This is a genomic window from Mycolicibacter longobardus (genome assembly GCF_002102265.1).
In the GTDB taxonomy this organism is placed as follows: Bacteria; Actinomycetota; Actinomycetes; order Mycobacteriales; family Mycobacteriaceae; genus Mycobacterium; species Mycobacterium longobardum.
The window spans coordinates 111,461-130,955 of the sequence record NZ_LQPG01000039.1 but is presented as its reverse complement, the minus strand read 5'-3'; the positions used below and the strand labels follow the sequence as shown (position 1 = coordinate 130,955).

At 65.4% G+C, this 19,495-nt stretch carries 14 protein-coding genes; 7 read left to right on the top strand and 7 right to left on the bottom strand.

Annotated elements, in window-relative coordinates:
- Positions 1-109 precede the first annotated feature (109 nt).
- Genes AWC16_RS19655 through AWC16_RS19635 form a run of 5 tightly spaced genes read left to right on the top strand, consistent with a single transcriptional unit; the run spans position 110 to position 5,995 of the window.
- Positions 110-844, top strand: coding sequence for a hypothetical protein (locus AWC16_RS19655; protein ID WP_085266398.1), 735 nt, complete (start codon positions 110-112; stop codon positions 842-844).
- A 49-nt stretch (positions 845-893) separates the two neighbouring features.
- On the top strand, positions 894-2,123 hold the full coding sequence (locus tag AWC16_RS19650) for a helix-turn-helix domain-containing protein (protein ID WP_085266397.1): 1,230 nt from the start codon (positions 894-896) through the stop codon (positions 2,121-2,123).
- 22 nt (positions 2,124-2,145) lie between these two features.
- A complete protein-coding gene (locus AWC16_RS19645; RefSeq protein ID WP_085266396.1) occupies positions 2,146-3,342 on the top strand; it encodes a tyrosine-type recombinase/integrase in 1,197 nt (398 codons plus the stop codon).
- Positions 3,339-5,573 carry a tyrosine-type recombinase/integrase gene (locus tag AWC16_RS19640; RefSeq protein ID WP_085266395.1) on the top strand — a complete coding sequence of 745 codons (2,235 nt, stop codon included), beginning with the start codon at positions 3,339-3,341 and terminating at the stop codon, positions 5,571-5,573. Before AWC16_RS19645 ends, AWC16_RS19640 begins: the two co-directional genes overlap by 4 nt.
- A complete protein-coding gene (locus AWC16_RS19635; protein ID WP_085266394.1) occupies positions 5,570-5,995 on the top strand; it encodes a transposase in 426 nt (141 codons plus the stop codon). Before AWC16_RS19640 ends, AWC16_RS19635 begins: the two co-directional genes overlap by 4 nt.
- A gap of 236 nt (positions 5,996-6,231) precedes the next feature.
- Here AWC16_RS19635 and AWC16_RS19630 read toward each other — a convergent pair whose 3' ends face one another.
- From AWC16_RS19630 to AWC16_RS19600, 7 genes are all read right to left on the bottom strand, one after another.
- Positions 6,232-7,401 carry an acyl-CoA dehydrogenase gene (locus tag AWC16_RS19630; RefSeq protein ID WP_085266423.1) on the bottom strand — a complete coding sequence of 390 codons (1,170 nt, stop codon included), beginning with the start codon at positions 7,399-7,401 and terminating at the stop codon, positions 6,232-6,234.
- Between the two features lie 109 nt (positions 7,402-7,510).
- Positions 7,511-9,085 carry an FAD-binding oxidoreductase gene (locus AWC16_RS19625; RefSeq protein WP_085266393.1) on the bottom strand — a complete coding sequence of 525 codons (1,575 nt, stop codon included), beginning with the start codon at positions 9,083-9,085 and terminating at the stop codon, positions 7,511-7,513.
- 79 nt (positions 9,086-9,164) lie between these two features.
- Positions 9,165-10,880: an aldehyde dehydrogenase family protein gene (locus tag AWC16_RS19620; RefSeq protein ID WP_085266392.1), complete on the bottom strand. Its 1,716-nt coding sequence runs from the start codon at positions 10,878-10,880 to the stop codon at positions 9,165-9,167.
- A gap of 12 nt (positions 10,881-10,892) precedes the next feature.
- The gene (locus tag AWC16_RS19615; protein ID WP_207572362.1) at positions 10,893-12,515 is read right to left on the bottom strand and encodes a GMC family oxidoreductase; all 1,623 of its coding nucleotides are present in this window, start codon (positions 12,513-12,515) and stop codon (positions 10,893-10,895) included.
- A 2-nt stretch (positions 12,516-12,517) separates the two neighbouring features.
- Positions 12,518-14,029, bottom strand: a complete 1,512-nt coding sequence (locus AWC16_RS19610) for a long-chain-fatty-acid--CoA ligase (protein ID WP_085266390.1) — start codon at positions 14,027-14,029, stop codon at positions 12,518-12,520.
- Positions 14,030-14,087: 58 nt separating this feature from the next.
- Positions 14,088-14,699 carry a TetR/AcrR family transcriptional regulator gene (locus tag AWC16_RS19605; protein WP_234812352.1) on the bottom strand — a complete coding sequence of 204 codons (612 nt, stop codon included), beginning with the start codon at positions 14,697-14,699 and terminating at the stop codon, positions 14,088-14,090.
- Positions 14,700-14,743: 44 nt separating this feature from the next.
- Positions 14,744-15,661: a sterol desaturase family protein gene (locus tag AWC16_RS19600; protein WP_085266388.1), complete on the bottom strand. Its 918-nt coding sequence runs from the start codon at positions 15,659-15,661 to the stop codon at positions 14,744-14,746.
- A 460-nt stretch (positions 15,662-16,121) separates the two neighbouring features.
- Here AWC16_RS19600 and AWC16_RS19595 point away from each other — a divergent pair, with 460 nt between their 5' ends.
- Together AWC16_RS19595 and ltrA are read left to right on the top strand one after the other, a co-directional pair.
- Positions 16,122-17,432: an IS1380 family transposase gene (locus tag AWC16_RS19595; protein ID WP_337339851.1), complete on the top strand. Its 1,311-nt coding sequence runs from the start codon at positions 16,122-16,124 to the stop codon at positions 17,430-17,432.
- A 556-nt stretch (positions 17,433-17,988) separates the two neighbouring features.
- On the top strand, positions 17,989-19,443 hold the full coding sequence (gene ltrA / locus AWC16_RS19590; protein ID WP_337339849.1) for a group II intron reverse transcriptase/maturase: 1,455 nt from the start codon (positions 17,989-17,991) through the stop codon (positions 19,441-19,443).
- The last annotated feature ends 52 nt before the right edge of the window (positions 19,444-19,495 follow it).

The following is a 19,495-nucleotide window of genomic DNA, read 5'->3' as shown; positions in this document are numbered from 1 at the left end:
AACATCTTCTACATGTAGAATCATCGCATGAGCACGGGTCACGTTTTGCCACCCCGACATGCGGCGCGGCGCCGCGGTGATGTAGATAAATGCGTGCAGTATTACGGTCATGTTGTTTCCGTTGGAGTTGCTGACCCGGCTGATGAATCAGCACGGCCTGGCGTTCGCGAGGCTGCTCGGCGAGTTCGATCTGGCATTGGATCAGTCCTGGGCCAACTGGTCGAGGGTCTATCCCAGCCCGATGCACGTGCCGGGCGGGACACTGTTCGGCGACGTACGGGCCCGTGTGCTGGCGATGAACGGGATCGACGCACAATGCCGCAGCGACAAGTCGCCGCGGCCGGTGATCGCCAACGCGTCGTGCGGGCCGGGTTCGACGCTGCACATGTCAACGGGGCCGAGCGCCTCGGTGCGCCTGGGCGATTCAAACTTGGCCTGGACGCGAGTGCGGCATATGAGCCCCAAGCGGGCCGAGGAAGTCCGATTGATGGTCCCGCAAGCCCTTTCGGAGCCAAAGGCTGGCACGCAGATGCCCCTGGACGACGGGCTTCCCGAGTCGCAGAGGGTGATGGGGCCGCCGGGGATCGTCGAGGATTACGACCTGATCACCTACTGGTGGGAGAACCCGGGGCGGTTGTCGGTGGCCGGTGGCATCCTGACGATCGTCGAGGAACTGGACGAAGAGGACGAACGGGTGGTGGCGTTCGTCGACCTGCCGGCGGCGATCCGCCCGAAGAGCGAGACCGAAACGAAGCTGGCCAGCATTCGCGACGACGGGGAGCAACGGCAGTTCGACGAGCGTTTCCCCCACATCCGTTCCGAGCAAGACGAATCGGGGGCGTAGGGCATGGCGTTGCACCGGCCGGCGGACACCGGGGACGAGGTGGTCGGTGATGTCAACGGCAGAGGTGTTCGGCGCGCGGGTCCGCCAGGCCAGGATCCTGCGGCACATGACCGGAGCGGCCGTCATGGAACACATGGGGTGGCGCTCCCCGCGGCAGACACGGTTGGAGCAGTCCGACGCCGCGCTGCTCGACCCGGCCGAGCTCGACAAGCTGGCGTCGGTATTACGTTTCCCGGCAGCGTTTTTCACCACGCCTCCGGTATCGCGGGTGAGCGCGCAGGATCTGTTGTTCCGAGCTCCCAAGTCCACGACGGTCGCTGAGAAAGAGTACCTAGCGGTGTTCGCGAACGTGGTGGGAGATCTGGCCGTCGATCTCAACGACCGCACCAAACTGCCGGCTGTGCTGATCGAGCCGCTCGCCGCCGGCACAGACGTCGTCGCGGCCGCCGCCCAGACTCGCAGATGGCTCGGGTTGAAACCTTTGACGCCGATCACGTCGCTTGTTTACGAGTTGGAATGCGCCGGCGTTCCGGTGGTGTTGCGCACCCGACTGTCTCGTTCCAGCGGTCGAGTGGATTGGGACGCACCCACTGATGAGCCGGTTGGACTGTCCACCGAAAAGCATCTTGGTTGCTCGGCTCGAACCGGGGCTTATCGTGAGCGTCCGGTGGTGTTGCTGCGGGGTCAGGGGTCGTGGGAGCGCACCCGCTGGACGGTTGCTCATGAGATCGGGCACTTGGTGCTGCACCGCTACGGCGACGTCACCGGTCAGGAGGAACGCGAAGCGTCACGGTTTGCCTCGGAGTTGCTGGCGCCGGCGCAGGCACTGGCCGCCGAGATCTCCGATGCCCCGACACTCAACGAGTTGGTGGAGTTGAAGTTGAAATGGCGTCTGTCGTTGGGGGCGTTGATCATTCACCTTCGCGAATCGAAGCTCATCGACGCGGCCCGGGCCGACACACTGCAGCGTCAGCTCTACACCAGAGTCAACACTGATACCGGGCACACTTGGGGTAAGACCGAGCCGGGGTGGGACGCCTATGCCCCGGAGCGGCCCCGGCTGCTGAGCCGGTGGATCGAAATCTGTTACGGGACTTCGTCGGCCGAGGCGTTGTCGGCGCATGCCCTGATCTACCCGACCGATCTGCTCGCCGACATGCTGGCCGGCCAGCGTGGTGACGCCCCAGCGGCGCCCTCGGCACCCCCGCCCGTTTCGAGCACAGGGGTGGTCAGCGGGGACAACGTGGTGGCGCTGCGCCGGAAACAGCAGCAGGCCTGAAGGATTTGGTCGAGGTCGGTCGATGGCACGCACACAGCGAATCGCATTGACCGACGCTCCGGACACGTACACAGTGCTGGGCTGTGACGGCTTGCCGATCGGCCCGGCCGAGGAGTATCTGCAGTTCCTGCGGGATGATCAAGCTTCCCCGAACACGGTCAAGGCCTACGCAGCGGGACTGGCCTCCTGGTGGAAACTGCTGGAACACACCGGGGTTGACTGGCGAGAGGTGTCCACGGCGCTGTTCGGGCAGTTCCTGGTGTTTCTACGCAGCGCCGACCTACCTGGTACCGCGCGGATCGGTGAACCCGAAGGCGGGTTGAGTCCGGCCAGTGTGCAGCTGCGGGCCGCGGCGGTGCTGGCGTTCTACCGCTACCACGCCGATGCACACGGCTTGGCGGGTCCATACCAACGGTTGTTCACCACACGGGGCAGTGGGCGCCGGTCTCGGTATGTGCCGATGCTGGCCGGGGTGGGACCGGCACGTAGCAAGCCCCGACCGGTATACACGATGCGCCGCGGCAACAAGGACAACACCCCGGTGCTCACGCCCGGGCAGGTCAGCGCCATCCTTGACGGTTGTGCGACCCAGTCCGGGCAGGTGTGGTCGGGACCAGCCTCAGGGCTGCGGGACCGGCTGCTGTTCGCAGTGATGGCCGAAACCGGGATGCGCCTCGGTGAGGCGTTGTCGTTGCGGCACTACGACATTCATATCGGCGCCGGCGGTACCCCGTTCGTCGATGTGGCAGCGCGACAGGATCATCCGCGAGGGGTGCGTGGCAAGACCCTGCTGGCACGGCGGATCTACATCGGCGATGACCTCGAAGCGCTGTACTCGTCCTACGTGTGGCACCTGGTGGACATGGGCGCCGATGTGGATGTACCGGATCTGGACCGCCATTTCGTGTTCGTGAACCTGGTTCACGGCGTGCTGTTCGCGCCGATGCGCCCGGAAACGGTCTACGCCAAGGTTAATTCGGTGACAAGGCGATCCCACGGAGTCCTGCCCGGAGATTGGTCTCCGCACTGGCTGCGTCACACCCACGCCACGGCTCTCCTGTTGTCGGGGGCGGCCCCGCATGTGGTGATGCGCCGCCTGGGCCACGCCGACATCCAGACCACCCTGTCCACGTACGGGTGGGTCACCGAGGACGCCGAGATGCGCACCCTGGGTCAGTGGAAAAACTACGTCGCCGGGTGGAAGGGGCTGCACGAATGACCACGCCCACCGAGCCACCGGGTAACCCCGCCACGACGCTGGCCCTGGTGGGTTCCTGGGACCAGCAGTGGGCCGCGGTGCCCGAGCTGTGGCGCGACCCGGTCTACCGGGTTGGCGCGGAACCGTTCAAGGAGGTGTTCGTCCGTAGCCGCTCCTACTGCAAACCCAGGCACAGTGACGTCGCCACCGACTTCACCCCCGACGCGCCAGCGCGGTTCGCCCGAGAGATCGCGTGGTGGGTGTGGTGGTGCTGGAACCGCCAGACACGCAAGATCGACCCGTCTCTGCTGGCCTGGCTGGTGGCGACGCTACCGGCCGCGATCACCGATCACACCACCGCGACGGGGCAGCCACCCACCGGGATCGCCGATATGGACCCCAATGCCATAGTCCGCCAGGCGATCCTGGTGTTCCAGCGGCGCAATCACCGCCTTCCCTCTGCCGGGTCACGGCGCAACTTCACGCAGATGATCGAGCACCTGCACCTGCGCGTGGCGGTGCATTGCACCGATGTCCCGTGGTGGGCCCACGACGTCTGGGACTTGCGCGCCGACCCGCGAATTCCGCAACGACCGCACGAACCGGCCCACGACAAGATCGTGCGACTGCGCGATATCGAACCGGTGTGGCTGCGTGAAGGGCTGCGTTTCTGGCTGCGCAGCGCGTTGACCTACGAGATGCTGGCCTGGTCCTCGGTGGCTGACCGCTGCCGCAACGTCGGTACCCAACTGGGCCGGTTCGTGCGCACGCACGGTCACCAGGATGATCCGTTGATCGCAACCGATCCCGACGAGTTGCGGGCGGTGTTCGTCGGCTACCTGGACTATCTGCGGTCACCGGCCGCGGCGACACGCTGCGATCACCTCTCGGTCAGCGGAATCGCCTATCTGCAGGCGCAGACCCAAGCGTTCTATACGTTCATGTACGACAACGCCGCTGATGCCGCGGCGGCCACCGGCAATCCGCGCTGGCGCGACATCACCGCGACCCATACCGCGCTATGGTCGCCCCTCAACGTATCCAAGTACCGCAGCGGTCAGCGGGCACTGACCTGGTACTCCACCGGTGACCTGCAAAGCATGCTCGATTACCTCGACGTGCTGGCCGCCGGTCCGAAACAGAAAGTGGTGCTGACACATCCCGACGGCACGATCACCGTCGCCACCGGACTGGGAGATCCGCAAGCCGCCCGGACGTGGCTGCTGCAGGCCCTCACGGGGCGCCGCGCCTCGGAAATCCTGATGCTCGACTACGACCCGATCGAAGCGATCCCCGGACAGGACCGACCGGCAGGCGCAACGGCCGATGAGGGGGCGTTCGTCGCCCGGCTGCGGTATCAGCAGACGAAGGTCGACGGGGTGGTGCCCACCATCCTGGTGGAGCAAGCTGTCGTCGACGTGATCCGCGAGCAGCAGCGCTGGCTCAACGAGACCTATCCACAGCTGGACTCCAAGTATCTGTTCGTTGGAGTGAGAAATCAGCACCAGGGACGGCGGCCCCGGTCCTACACCACCTATCGGGTGGTGTTGAGCAAGCTCGATGCGATGCACAACCTCATCGACAGCGCGGGCAATCCGTTGCAGTTCACTCAGACCCATCGGCTGCGCCATACCCGTGCCACCGAGCTGCTCAACGACGGGGTGCCCTTCCATGTGGTGCAGCGCTATCTCGGACATAAGAGTCCCGAGATGACCGCGCGCTACGCCGCCACCCTGGCCGCGACCGCCGAAGCGGAATTCCTCAAGCACAAGAAGATCGGCGCCCACGGCGCCGATATTGGTATCAGCCCGCACGACATCTACGAGATGACCCAACTGGCCCAGCGCACCGGCCGGGTGCTGCCCAACGGTGTATGCCTGCTGCCGCCACTCAAGTCGTGCGACAAGGGCAACGCCTGCCTGTCCTGCGGGCATTTCGCCACCGACGCCACCCACCTGAGCGAACTACGCCAACAACTGGCTGCCACCGAATCGCTCATCAACCAACGCCAGAACCAGTACCGCCAGCGCAGCGGCCGTGAACTCGGCGAGGACAACGTCTGGATCATCGAACGGCGCAGAGAGATCGCCTCTCTGCAAGCAATCATCTACCGTCTGACCGCCACCGCTGATGCCGCGTCGGTGGCCGGAGCGGGGACAGGAAAGCGGTTGCCCCTGCTGCCGATACAAACCCGTGGTGCACACCAATCCGCCCTGGACAAAGCCACCGACCCGCAGCGTGCTGAGCAATGAGCGCACCCCGATCCATCGACGGTCTGCGCAAGAGCACCGACGAACGCAGAACCACTGCCCGCAAGAAGATCACCGATGCCCTGCGTGACATGAAACGCAAAGGCATGGTGATCAACACCAACGCCGTCGCGCGGTACGCCAACGTTGCCCGAAAGACGATCTACAACCACCCCGATCTGTTCGACAAGATCCAAGCCGCCAGAACCGCACCGCGACCACGACTCAGCGCACCAACGGACGATCCGGGCAGCCAATCCAGCATTGTGGCGGCGCTCCGCGAGCAGTTGCGGACCGTAAAGCATCAATACGAAACCGAACTCACCACTCGAAGGGCCGAGATCAAACAGCTCAACGCCGATCTGGCCGCCGCCCACGGCGAGATTCACCGACTGCGCAGCGCGGGGGCCGGAAACTCAGCCTAGAAATTGCATCCGATCTCTCACGTGTCAGATGGCAGTCAACTACGTGGACCTGGTCGCTGGCAGTGACCTATACGACGTAGGAGGGGTTCGTCGTTGACGTCGATGTTGTCCATCAGATCGGTGATCGCGCTGTGCACCGCCGACCCACCCCTCGGATACAGGGGTCGGCGGTGCCGAGCTATCTGCCGGGTCGGTGCTCGGCAATCCGCCACATCCTCAGCGCCGCGGGCACAGCTTCAGCGCAGCAGGGCACGCGACATCACGACGCGCTGGATCTGGTTGGTGCCCTCGTAGATCTGGGTGATCTTGGCGTCGCGCATCATCCGCTCTACCGGGAAGTCGGTGGTGTAGCCCGCGCCGCCGAACAACTGCACGGCGTCGGTGGTGACCGACATCGCCACGTCGGAGGCGAAACACTTCGACGCCGCCGAAATGAATCCCAGCTCGCCCTGACCGCGCTCGGCACGTGCCGCCGCGCTGTACACCATCAGCCGGGCGGCCTCGATCTTCATCGCCATGTCGGCCAGCATGAACTGCACAGCCTGGAACTCGGCGATGCTCTTGCCGAACTGTTTGCGGTCCTTGACGTATTCGATCGCGGCATCCAGCGCCCCCTGCGCGATACCCACGGCCTGGGCGCCGATCGTCGGGCGGGTGTGATCGAGAGTCGCCAGCGCGGTCTTGAACCCGGTACCCGGCTCACCGATGATGCGGTCACCGGGGATCCGGCAGTTCTCGAAGTACAACTCGGCGGTCGGTGAACCCTTGATGCCCAGCTTCTTCTCCTTGGGCCCGATGGTGAAGCCCTCGTCGTCGATGTGCACCATGAACGCCGAGATCCCGTTGGCGCCCTTGTCCGGGTCGGTCACCGCCATCACGGTGTACCAACTCGACTTACCACCGTTGGTGATCCAGCACTTGGCGCCGTTGAGAATCCAATCCTCACCGTCGGCCTTGGCCCGGGTCCGCATCCCCGCGGCGTCGCTGCCCGCCTCCCGCTCAGACAGCGCGTAGGAGGCCATCGCCTCGCCGGAGGCGATCGACGGCAGCACTTGCTTTTTGAGTTCCTCGGAACCGCGCAGGATCAGGCCCATGGTGCCCAGCTTGTTGACCCCGGGGATCAACGACGCCGAACAATCGACCCGGGCGACCTCCTCGACGACGATGCAGGCGGCCACCGAGTCCGCGCCCTGACCGCCGTACTCCTCAGGCACATGCACCGCATTGAAGCCGGAGGCGTTCAGCGCCTGCAGGGCCTCCTCGGGGAAACGGGCGTTCCCGTCGACATCGGCGGCGTGCGGCGCGATCTCCTTCTCGGCGAGCGCACGGATCGCGTCGCGCAACAGCTGGTGTTCCTCGGGCAGCTGAAACAGATCAAACGTTGGGTTTCCGGCCCAATTGGACATGATGGTCTCCTTCATCTGGTGGTGATGGTGTTGGATACTTCTCGGGCTATGCCGCCCGCCTGCAGATTCGGCGAGGCCGAGTGACGTTGCGTCGTTGGCCGTTACTTGGTCAGGCTTTCGCGGCGGGATCGATGAGGACCCCCGGGTTGAGGATTCCGTTTGGGTCGAGCGCGTTCTTGGCGGCGCGCAGTGCGTTGGCGAACGGTTCTGGGCGTTGGCGGTCGTACCACGGGCGGTGGTCCCGTCCTACGGCGTGATGATGGGTGATAGTGGCTCCGTTGGTTGTGATCGCCTCCGACACAGCGGCTTTGATGTCGTCCCACTGCGCAAGAGTGCTTCCCCAGCGGCCGGCGGCATAGATCCCGAAGTAGGGGGCCGGTCCGTCAGGGTAAACGTGGGTGAAGCGGCACGTCACGATCCCGGTCGCGCCGACGGCGGTGATCGCCTGGCGTGCGGCGTCGGTGATGGCGGCATGCACGGCCGCAAACCGGTCCCACGTGCAGGCGGTTTCGAAGGTCTCCACGATCATCGACTGGGCCGCCAGTGCATCGCGCTGATAGGGCATGCGCAGAAACGACGCACGCCAATTCTCAGCGGCCCGTTGCATTCTCGGTATGCCGCCGTGGTCGGCGCAGATTTCCAGCGCACGGTCTAGCAACGATTGCACCGGATGGTCGGCGGATTCGAATGCCAGCACCAGCACCCCGCCTGCGGCGTTCGTACCGGCGCTGAGATGAGCCTCCATCGGGTCGAGCAGCCGGCAGTTAGCCGGATGGAGTCCAGATTGCGCGATCGCACGGGTGGCGGTGACGGCGCGCTCGAACTCAGCGAAATGTACCGATGCGCCCGCCCGCCATTGCGGCCGGTCCTGCAGGCGCATCCATGCTTCGGTGATGACGCCGAGCGCCCCTTCCGAGCCCAGGAACATCCGGTCGGGCGAGGGGCCCGCACCGGAACCGGGCAGGCGCCGCGATTCGCTGGCCCCTGCCGGGGTGAGCACGCGCATCGATTCAACGAGGTCGTCGATGTGGGTGTAGAGGGTGGCGAAGTGGCCGCCGGCGCGGGTCGCCAACCAGCCACCGAGCGTGGAGAACTCGAATGACTGCGGAAAGTGACGCAGCGTCAGGGAGTGCTCGCGCAGCTGATCCTCGAGGTGCGGACCGTACACGCCGGCCCGGATCCGGGCCGCACGGCTGGTGCGGTCGATTTCGAGCACCCGGTCGAACCGCTCCATATCCAGACTGACTACTCCGGTGTAGCGGTCGTCAATACGCGGCTCCACCCCGCCGACCACCGAACTGCCGCCCCCGTAGGCGATGACCGCAATGTCAGCCGCGCCGCACCAGTCCAGCACGTCGAGAACGTCGCGTTCTGTTGCCGGGCGGACGACGAGATCCGGTACGTGCGGGATGTCGCCGTGCAGGTTGCGCACCACGTCGCGGAACGCTTTGCCGTGCGCGTGGGCGATTCGGTCGGTGACGTCACCGGAGCACAGCGCCGCCAGGGTAGCTGGCGCCGTTATGCGCGGTGAGGCAAGTCCGAGGCTTGTCAGATCCGGTGGCCGGTGCACCGTGGGGTCGGCTTCGGGCACCAGTGCCCGGACGCGTTCGGTGAGTGTTACACGCTCAGCCCCTTCGACGGCGTCCTCCGTATAACCCCATCCCCACCATGATCGCGTTTTCATCGCTGCCCCCGATCCGCCGACAGATACGGATTCGGACCGGGCAGCCCAGCGGGCACCACGGCGACATCGGCGCGGATTATCATCCGCGTAGTGCCGAGGCGAAGATGGCCGGCAATGCACTCCAGCGCGGCCGGGCGGCGAATGAGGTCAGCAGCTTGCCCGTCGTTGCGGCAGTTCGGTTGTCGACGAACCACGGCGGCTTGGGTGAGATGGTCCACTCACCGTGCAGCAACGCCCTCGGGGTGGGCCGGAACGGTCCGTCCACGACGGTGCGCTCGGTGCGCTCCAGCAGCAGCGCATTGTGCACGACGCCGATCCCGCTCTGCACGTCGTCAAGTGTGTGTCCGGGGAAGGCGCCCCAGGTCGCGTAGGGGGTCAGGTACCCGACCCCGGTCCAGGCGTTGATGCCGATCGTGCCGTACCGCAGGTCGGCGATGGCGCGCGCGAAGGCCGGCCCCAACTCCTTTCTGGTCATCGGGTGGATGATGATGTTTGCGCCGAGCGTCCCCCGCAGCCTCTGGTTACTTGCGGCGATAGCCGACCGGAGAAAGTCCGCTCCGGTTCCCGGCAGCTCACTGACCCCGAGAACGGGTGCAAAGTACTCGGTGTCGAAGGCGTCTTCGGCAGCGTCGCCGAGGTGCAGGCCGGTGAGCAATGTCCGCGCCGGGGTACCGCCGGCGGCCGCGGCGGCCTCGGGGTGCCGCTCGCGGGCCTGCCGAATGCGGTCGTCCGACCCCGGATACCAGGCCGGCCGCGCGGGGGCAGCGGCCATGGCGGCACGCAACTCGGCCAGGAACGCATCCTTCTGCTCCCAGTCGGAGCTCACCAGAACGATCTGTGCCGCAATGCAGTTGGAGCCGGAGTTGTGCAGACGTTGGGTGGCCACGTGGCGGGCCTGAAACGTCAGGTCCGCTTGTGACCACCGGCCCGGCACGATGATGACGGGCGCGACGCCGCCGAGTTCGCTGGTGATCGGCTTGTCCAGCTTGGGCCGGCCGGACTCCTTGGCGGCTCGAGCCTCGTCGGCCGATCCCCAGACGATGGCGTCATGGGTGTGTTCGCTGCCGGTCATGTGCACCGCCGAAATCTGTTCGTGGTAGGCTAGTTCGCTGCCGATCTGCACGCCGCCGGTGACGATCTCCAGCACGCCCAGGTCGATGAATGGCGCGAAGATCTTGTCGAAGACCGGCTTGAGCGGGTCCGTGATCGGATTCAGCTTGAGCACGACGGCCCGGTTCTCGGCGTAGAGCTGATACAGGGCGTCCAGCGGCGCGATCGAGAAGATGTTTCCGGCCCCGAGGACCAGGACAACGCCGCGAGTCTGCGCCGGGTCGCGCTGACCGAGCCCGGCGGTGCGGCGCAGCTCGTTCTCGGTGACGCCGGGCTGCATCCACACCTCGGCGGTAAACCCATTGAGCAACAGCCGGTCATAGATTCCGGCCGGCAACACTTTGACCGCCAATTGGTCGTTCACCAGCGTGCGGATCGGAAATCCCGCGAGGACATCTTCACGGTTCTCGAGGCGTTGCAGAGTCTGCCGCAGGGCGCCCACGTAGCCCAGAACCGCCCACGGGCCGCTGATCCATTCCTCCCCGATCAACGGGCTGCCCTCGGACAACCCCTTGACGCGCGCCGCCGCTTGGATCCATTCCGACGCATGCCGTGCGGTGAGTTCACCGAAGCGCTCCAACAGTTTCCGACGGTCAACAAGCGACATTCGTCCCCAAGCGGCCTCGCCGTCGTGCAACCGTCCGGTGATCTCATCGGCCTGTCGTGATACCGCGTCCTCAACCATTGCTTCTTTCCCTTATCGAGCGTCGCGGATGAGGTCGGCTGCCTTCTCGCCGACCATCACCGTGGGTGCGTGGGTGTTGCCGTGCGGTATCACCGGGAAGACGGACGCATCGGCCACTCGTAGCCCCTGCATGCCGTGTACGCGGAGTTCGGGGTCGACCACCCCGTCGTATTCGGTTCCGATGCGGGCGGTACAGCTCGGGTGATAGGTGTGCTCGACGTTGCGGCGAATCTCCCGCTCGATCTCGCTGCGGTCGGCGGCTTGGGGCCCCGGGTGAATCTCGCGGCCGACAAACGGTGCGAGCGGAGCGCTGGCGGCGACGTCGCGAGCGCGCTCGACGCCGGCAACCATCGCGTCGATGTCGTCTGACTCCGCGAAGTAGTTGAAGGTGACCGCTGCCCGCTGTCGTGGGTCGGCATTGCGCAGCCGCACGTGTCCCGTGCTTTGGGCGCCCACCATGGAACAACCGATGGCGAACGCCGGCCCGGCGTTCTTGCCGAACCCGTGGTCCCAGAAATACCCGGGGGCGCAGATGAATTGCATGTAGGGCGCCGCATCGCCCGACCGGGTGTGGAAGAAGGCCCCGGCTTCACCGATGTTGGAGGTCAGCAGGCCGCGTCGACGCACACCGTAGTTGAGCAGCTGAAGCGGGCTCTCGGCACCGGCAAGTGTGCCCTTGGCGGTCGTCTCGAAGTTGAGCAGGTACATCGGATGGTCCATCAGGTGGCTGCCGACATTCGGGTTGTCCACGAGGACTGGAATCCCGTGTTCACGCAGATGCTCGGCCGGTCCGATGCCCGACAACATCAACAGCTGCGGGGTGTTGAAGGCACCGGCGGCCAGAACCACCTCCCGCTCGGCGCGGACGGTCTCGATCCTGCCCGAGCGTTCCACCTCGACGCCGGTGACTCGGTTCCCCTCGATCCGCAGCCGACGGGCCAGGGTGTCGGTCCACACGTCGAGATTGTCTCGCTTGCGCGCAGGCGTGAGGTAACCGTCGGCCGTGGTCCACCGCCGACCGCGGCGCTGCGTCACCTGGTACAGACCGGTCCCCAGCTGTTCGGCGCCGTTGAAGTCGTGGTTGCGTGGCAGCCCGGTCGCAGCCATCGCCTCGACGATGCGCCGGCTCAGCTCATTCGGCGATCGCGGATCCTCGATGTGCAGGGGTCCGCCGGATCCGTGGAAGTCATTGGCGCCGCGGGAGTTTCGCTCGGACCGCCTGAACAGCGGCAGCACTTCGTCGTAGGACCAACCCACCGCTCCGCTTTTGGCCCATCCGTCGTAATCGTGGCGGCTGCCGCGAATGTAGATCATCGCGTTCATGCCGCTGCAGCCCCCGAGATACTTGGCTCGCGGGTGGTACACCGTGCGGCCATGGAGGTGCGGTTCGGGCTCGGTGTAGTACTCCCAGTCGTGCTTCGTCGTGAACTGCTTGGAGAACGCGGCCGGGATCTGAATATTCAGGTGTCGACCCGTTCCGCCGGCCTCGATGAGCAGGACCCGATTGGCGGGATCTTCCGACAACCGGCCGGCCACGACGGCGCCGCCGGATCCGGACCCGACGACGATGTAGTCGTAGCCAAGCACGTCCATCGGGGCAGCCAGGCCGCCTCGCGATTTCCTCGTTGTTGCCATGTTCACCGCTTGTTTTCGCTTGTTGGAATAGTGATGTCGCGTTTGAGGATCTTGCCGGTGGGCCCCTTCGGTAGCGCGTCGACCAGCCAGACCCGGCGCGGATACTTGTAGGCGGCCACTCGGGCCTTGACGTACTCGCGCAACTCATCCGGGTCCGTGGTCGCCCCATGCTTCAATGCGACAGCGGCGCCGACTTCTTCGCCGAGGGAGTCGTCCGGGAGGCCGATGACGGCGGCCTCGGCTACCCCGGGATGCTCATAGAGCACCTCTTCGATCTCGCGCGGGTAGACGTTGTAGCCACCACGGATGATCATGTCCTTGGTCCGATCCACGATGTAGAAGTAGCCGTCCTCGTCGATGCGTCCCACATCTCCGGTGGCGAGCCAGCCATTGGGGGTGATAGCGGCTTGCGTCGCGTCCGGTTGGTTCCAATAGCCTTTCATCACGTTGTGGCCGCGGATCTGGATTTCGCCGGGTTGCCCCTGCGGCACTTCGGCTCCGTCGGTGCCGATCACCCGCATCGCGACACCCTCGATCGGAGTGCCGACCGATCCCGGCTTGCGGGGCCGATCCGGATGGTTGAACGCGGCGACCGGTGAACTTTCCGACAACCCGTAGCCCTCGAGAACGGTGCAGCCGAAGGCCTTTTCGAAGTCGGTGAGAACCTGCACCGGCAACGCCGCGCCGCCGGAGATGCAGGTCCGCAGACTGCCCGTCGACGCCGGCGCGGCGTCGTGCGCCACGCCGAGCAGTGCGGAGTACATGGTCGGCACTCCCTCGAACACCGTGACCGCGTCGCGCGCGATCACGTTTAGTACCTTATGCGGGTCGAACTGCGGGATCAGCGTCAGCGTCGCGCCGGCCAGTACCGCAGAGTTGAGGCCGCAGGTCAACCCGAAGACATGGAACAGCGGTAGACAGCCGATCACCACGTCGTCCGGCCCGACCTGCAGGAGTGTGCGAACACAGACCTCGGCGTTGCGGCCTAGGCCACCGTGGGTGAGCATGGCCCCCTTGGGTTTACCGGTTGTTCCCGAGGTGTGCAGGACAACCGCGACGTCGTCGTCGGCGCGATACACCGGGGCGTCCCGCTCAGGCAGTTCGGCGATCAGTTCCGCCAGCCCGGTGTCGTCGACGACCCAGCACTGTGCGCCCACCGCCGCGGCAGCGGCCTCGGCCTCCCCGGCGAAGGTAGGTGTCGCGAACAGCGCTGCGGCGCCGGTATTGGACAGGCAGAACTCGACCTCGCGCGTCTTGAGCAGCGGATTCATCGGTACGGCCACCGCACCCCGGTGCATGATGCCGTAGAACACGATGGCGAACGCCGGTGAGTTCGGCAGCATCACGCCGACACGATCGCCGGCCTTGATCCCAGACTGTTCCAGAAAGGTGGCGAAACAGGCTGCAGCACTGTTGAATTCAGCGTAGGTGAGTGTCCGTTCGTCAACCCGGATGGCAACGCGGTCGGGGTAGTGGCTGCTGGCCGCAAGTAGGTTTCCGCTCAGGCTCGCCATGCTCGGACTTTCGGGTGGGCCATGTTGGCGAGGTCATCTCTGGGGTGGGAATGGTCCCTCACAGCTCACCGATCAGCGCGGTCAGCACGCGGCTGCTACGTTCGCTCATCGACGCCGCGCTGTGCTCGGGGTGACGCAGCCAGTAGTCCACCAGCGCGGTAACCATGCTGATCCACACGTCGGTCAGCACCGCAGCGTCCTCGGGGTCGGTGAGCTCATGCAGGTTGGCGAGGTTCGCGACACCACGAGCTGCCTGGTCCTCGATCACCGCGCGGATTCCTTGTGCAGCGGTGTCAGCGGTCCCGTCCACCGGTTGGGTGCGGTCCATGATGACGTTCCAGTCTTGCGGCCGGTGTTCGAGCGCCTCGAAGATCGCGGCCAGCGTCGCGGTGGCCATCTGCCTGGGCGGTTCGCCCGCGGCAACGACCCGCTCGATGCGGTCGATCAGATTGGATCCGGCGCGCTCGACACACGCGACATACAGCCCGTCCTTGGAACCGAAGTAGCTCAGGACCAGTTGCCTGGAGACCCCCGCCAATGCGGCGACGCCGGAGAGGGCGGCGCCGGCGAATCCGTACCGGCTGAATTCGCTGGCCGCGGCATCGAGGATCTGCTGCTCACGTTGCGCACGCGGAACACCCTTGGAGCCGGCTGCACTGGTTTTCGGCACGACAGCATTGTGCCTCTGCAGGCCCTGTGGGCAGAGCGTTGACCTCATTCGCCGACGGCAGCTTTCTCGAACGTCGGGGTTTGGGGCACAGCGATACCCGCCTCGTGTGCAGGCAACCAGCCGGGCGGGCCGAAGACGAAGCCCAACTTGTCGCGCCAGCGGCGCGCCCGCCGCACATCGGAGATGATCTTGCCGTACTCGCCGTACTGCAGTTTGAACACGTTGTAGGTATCGACCGGCTTGGTGAGCCCGTAGGTCGGAGTGCGCTCTTCCTGCCGGAACGTACCGAACATCCGATCCCAGATGATCAAGATTCCGCCGTAGTTGCGGTCCAGGTACTCGGGATCGCTGGCGTGGTGCACACGGTGATGCGACGGTGTGTTCAGGATGAACTCAACCGGGCGCGGCAATCGCCCGATCGCCTCGGTGTGGGTGAAGAATTGATAGATCAAGTTGACCGCGAACGCGATGTAGATCGCCCACGGCGCGAAGCCGAGCACCGGCAGCGGCATCCAGAACAGCGCGTCGAACCATGGGTTCCACTTCTGCCGCAACGCCGTGCCGAAGTTGAAGTACTCGCTGGAATGATGCGCCTGATGGCCGGCCCACCCGATCCGTACGCGGTGGGCGAACCGGTGGTACCCGTACCAGGCCAGGTCGACCACCACGAACAGCAGCACCCAACTCCACCAGGTGTCGGTCGGAATATGCCAGGGCGCCACATACTGATGCAAGAACACCAGCAGAATCAGCGTAGCCGCTTTGGAAACCGCGGTGAACAGCAATGACACCACGCCCATTGAAACGCTGGTCCGGGTATCGATCGCGGAGTATCCACGCAGGTCCTGGCGCTGTTCATGGCGCAACAGAAACGCCTCGATCCCGACGAACAGCGCAAAGACCGGAAGCGCGTAGAGAACAGGATTCTGGATCTCATGCCAGACCGATTCGGCGAAACCCATCGCCAACCCCTTTCGTCGACCGATCGGTAAATTACCAATCGGTCAAATCGGTGTCAAGGCCGGCTCGGTGGGATTTGCCGGGCGGGGACACACCCATACCGGCGCTTGGCTGCTGGAATCGGCTGCTGAACGACGCCGGACTCGTACGGGTCAGGCCGCGGGTAACGGAGGAATCCCGATCGGGTTGACCAGTTCCTCTGCGCGTGCGGTGAGTCGTCGTGGGTGGGGGGCGCTCGGGTTGCCCATCGAGAACAAAGCGCTTCGCAGCAGAGTCCTCGGGCACGAGCCAACCTCAGTGCCTGAACCTTCAGGCCAGCACCCCATCCAGTCGCCAGCTAGCCTCGGCGTTTCATGAAGTGTGCCTGTGACACGGGCCTGTAATGCACGGAAGTGCCTGTCCTACTTGGAAAACTTGGGATTGCGACGTCCAAAGTAATCCGAGAGAAAAGGCACTCCGTAGGTGAAGCGTAGCCCAGTTGGTTCTGTGGTGGTCGGGGCGACCCGCGAGTCGTTGGTGTCCTCGGCGGGTGGGGTTCTGCTGAAGCAGACGTTGCGCTGCTCGGGACTGGATACGGCGATGTCAGCAGCGTTGGCGCCGTGGCGGGCATCGCGAGCGGTGTACGACCCGGCCAAGGTGCTGGTGGACCTCGCGATCGCGGTGGCTCTCGGCGGTGACTGCGCTGCCGATATCGCGGTCGTGCGGGCGCAGCCGGACCTGTTCGGGACGGTGGCTTCAGACGCCACGGTGTCACGACTGATTGCCGCCCTGGCTGATGATGCTGATGCCGCCCTGGCCGCGATCCGCACCGCCCGATCAGCTGCACGTGCACAGGTGTGGGCAGCTCAGCGCCCGATCGCCGGACCGGCAGGCAGTCAGGTGATCATCGACTTAGACGCCACCCTGGTCACCGCGCACAGCGACAAGGAACACGCGACACCGACGTTCAAGTACGGGTTCGGGTTTCACCCGATGCTGGCGTTCTGCGATCACGGCGAGGCCGGCTCCGGGGAGGTCCTGGCAGGGCTGCTGCGCCCCGGCTCGGCCGGGTCCAACAGCGCCGCCGATCACATCGCCGTGCTGGATGCCGCGCTGGCGCAGCTGCCCGCCGACGAGCGTGCCGCGGTGGTGGTGCGCACCGACACCGGCGGTGGGGTTAAGGACTTCTTGCATCACATCACCGACCTGGGCCTGCACTACAGCGTCGGGTTCTACGGCATGCCCCCGATCGTCGAAGCCCTCACGAAGGTGCCGCGCCAGGCGTGGCGGGCCGCTCTCGACGGGGACGGGACACCGCGCGAGGGCGCCCAGGTCGTCGAGTTGACCCGGTATCTGCCCGACACGCTGCGGGGTTGGCCGGCCGGGATGCGGGTCATCGCCCGACGCGAACGCCCCCATCCCGGAGCGCAGCTGCGACTGACCGACGACAACGGCTGGCGCGTCACCTGCTTTGCCACCAACACCGTCGGCTGGTCGATCCCGGATTTGGAGGTCCGCCACCGCCAGCGTGCCCGCGCCGAGGACCGCATTCGCAACCTCAAAGACACCGGCCTGACCAACCTGCCCTTTCACGGGTTCGACCACAACCAGATCTGGCTCGAGATCATCAGCCTGGCCGCTGACCTGCTGGTCTGGACCCAAACCCTGGCTTTCACCCACCATCCGGTACGACGGTGGGAACCCAAACGCCTCCGACTACGGCTCCTGGCAGTGGCCGGGCGCATCATCAGATCAGGGTGCGCCGTGAGGCGCGTGTGTTCCGAATGGGGGTGAGAGACCCCGATCCTCGGGTTATCGCAGTGATCTGAGTGAAGCTGAGGGCAGCCGGACCTGTTGGGAATGAGCGGGTTTGGTGGCAAGCGGCCCTGACAAAGCCGCGGCGGTCCAGTACTGCCAGATGGGCTGTGCGCGCGGCGAGCAAGACGAGAAGGCATACACAAGGAACCAGTGGTTGAGGCCTCGTTAGGTGGAGCCGACCCGGAATCTGGCGGATGGGGGTCGGTGTGTGACGCGCGGTCGGAGACTTTTGATTCACGACCGCCCGGTTTGCGTCCCGGCCAGGGACGTGGGCCTGCCGGCAGGGAAGGTGCTGCGGGGTACCTGTCGGGGTCACCGGGGTATAGCTGGGTGCCGCCCTCGTCGATCGGAAACACGTGAACACGGGAACTGTTGCACGGCTTCCCTTCCCGCATCCCGGCCAGGGGTGCGGCGGGTAGGTGTCATTGCCCACTGAGGGCGTGCAGCGGGGCGGAGCCGCCGTAGTACTCCGAGACTCGGGAAAGCCGGTCACATGGGGAAGGGCGGCAGTAGATCAGCAGTAAGGAGTGCAATGTCAGAAGATGCGCCGGTGAATATCGGTGCCGCTCTGCAGCGGCCGTTCGCGGCGGCCCAGAAGGTACTGAGTATGCAGACCAAGCTGCATCGTTGGGCGGCCACCGATGGTGGTCGTCGGTTTGATGATGTGTTCAACCTCGTGGCGGATCCGTGTTTCCTCGTGACGGCGTGGGAACGGGTCCGGGACAACCGGGGGGCCAAGACAGCGGGCGTTGATCGGGCGACGGTGCGCTCGATCGAAGATTCCGCTGGCGGCGCACAGGGGTTCTTGGAGGATCTGCGGGAGCAGTTGAAGTCCCGCAGCTTTGTCCCGGCCCCGGCGCGGCGGGTCGAGATTCCGAAGTCCGGCGGCAAGGTCCGCAAGCTGGGAATCCCGACTATCGCCGACCGCGTCGTGCAGGCCTCGCTCAAACAGGTGCTGGAACCGCTCTTTGAAGCCGATTTCACGGCGGCAAGTTATGGGTTCCGGCCCGGGCGACGCGCCCAGGACGCAATCGAGGCGATCCGCCTCTACGCCCACCGCGGATATGGATGGGTGCTGGAGGCTGATATCGCCTCGTGTTTCGACGAGATCGACCACACCGCCCTGATGGGTCGGGTCCGTGGCCGCATCGCCGATAAACGCGTGCTGGGATTGGTCAAAGCGTTTCTGAAGGCCGGTGTGCTAGACGAATCAGCTTTTGTCCGTCACAGCGTCTCGGGCACTCCCCAGGGCGGCATCCTCTCGCCGCTGCTGGCCAATATCGCCTTGTCGGCTCTCGATGACCACTTCGAGACCCGGTGGAATGCCCACACCAACGAAACCGCCCGCCGGCGGCATCGCCGCCGCGGCGGCGCAACATATCGGCTGGTCCGCTACGCCGATGACTTCGTGGTGATGGTGTTCGGCACCCGCGAACACGCGGTGCACGTGCAAGACGAGGTGGCCGACCTGCTGGCCACGATGGGGCTGCGTCTGGCCCCGGAGAAAACCCAGGTCGTCTCCATCGACGAGGGGTTTGACTTCCTGGGCTTCCGCATCCAGCGGCACACCCAGAAAGGCAGCCACCGGTCATATGTCTACAGCTATCCGTCGCGCAAGTCGATGCAATCGATTCGCCGCCGGATCAAGGCAATGACCACACGTCAATCCACCTACCAATCCCCGGCCGTGCTGTTTCACCGGCTCAACAGGGTCGTCCGGGGCTGGGCGCAGTATTTCCGGCACGGCAGTTCCAGCGCCGCCTACCACGACCTCGGGCATTACCTGCGGTGGCGGGTCTGGGGATGGATGCGGGACAAACACCCCCGCACCCGCAGGCGCGAACTGTTCCGGCTCTACCACGTAGACCGGAAACCGGAATACGCAGGAGTGCGGCTCTACCACCCGGCAGCGATGACCATCCAGCGCTATCGCTTCCGCGGCAACAAGATCCCCACCCCTTGGAACCCACTCGCCGTCCCAGCGTGATCTATGGAGAGCCGGATGCGGCGAAAGTCGCACGTCCGGTTCGGGGGCGCGG

Coding starts and splice junctions, on each gene's coding strand:
- AWC16_RS19655 (WP_085266398.1), top strand. CDS start 110: ATGTTGTTTCCGTTGGAGTTGCTGACCCGGCTGATGAATCAGCACGGC.
- AWC16_RS19650 (WP_085266397.1), top strand. CDS start 894: ATGTCAACGGCAGAGGTGTTCGGCGCGCGGGTCCGCCAGGCCAGGATC.
- AWC16_RS19645 (WP_085266396.1), top strand. CDS start 2,146: ATGGCACGCACACAGCGAATCGCATTGACCGACGCTCCGGACACGTAC.
- AWC16_RS19640 (WP_085266395.1), top strand. CDS start 3,339: ATGACCACGCCCACCGAGCCACCGGGTAACCCCGCCACGACGCTGGCC.
- AWC16_RS19635 (WP_085266394.1), top strand. CDS start 5,570: ATGAGCGCACCCCGATCCATCGACGGTCTGCGCAAGAGCACCGACGAA.
- AWC16_RS19630 (WP_085266423.1), bottom strand. CDS start 7,401: ATGTCCAATTGGGCCGGAAACCCAACGTTTGATCTGTTTCAGCTGCCC.
- AWC16_RS19625 (WP_085266393.1), bottom strand. CDS start 9,085: ATGAAAACGCGATCATGGTGGGGATGGGGTTATACGGAGGACGCCGTC.
- AWC16_RS19620 (WP_085266392.1), bottom strand. CDS start 10,880: ATGGTTGAGGACGCGGTATCACGACAGGCCGATGAGATCACCGGACGG.
- AWC16_RS19615 (WP_207572362.1), bottom strand. CDS start 12,515: ATGGCAACAACGAGGAAATCGCGAGGCGGCCTGGCTGCCCCGATGGAC.
- AWC16_RS19610 (WP_085266390.1), bottom strand. CDS start 14,029: ATGGCGAGCCTGAGCGGAAACCTACTTGCGGCCAGCAGCCACTACCCC.
- AWC16_RS19600 (WP_085266388.1), bottom strand. CDS start 15,661: ATGGGTTTCGCCGAATCGGTCTGGCATGAGATCCAGAATCCTGTTCTC.
- ltrA (WP_337339849.1), top strand. CDS start 17,989: ATGTCAGAAGATGCGCCGGTGAATATCGGTGCCGCTCTGCAGCGGCCG.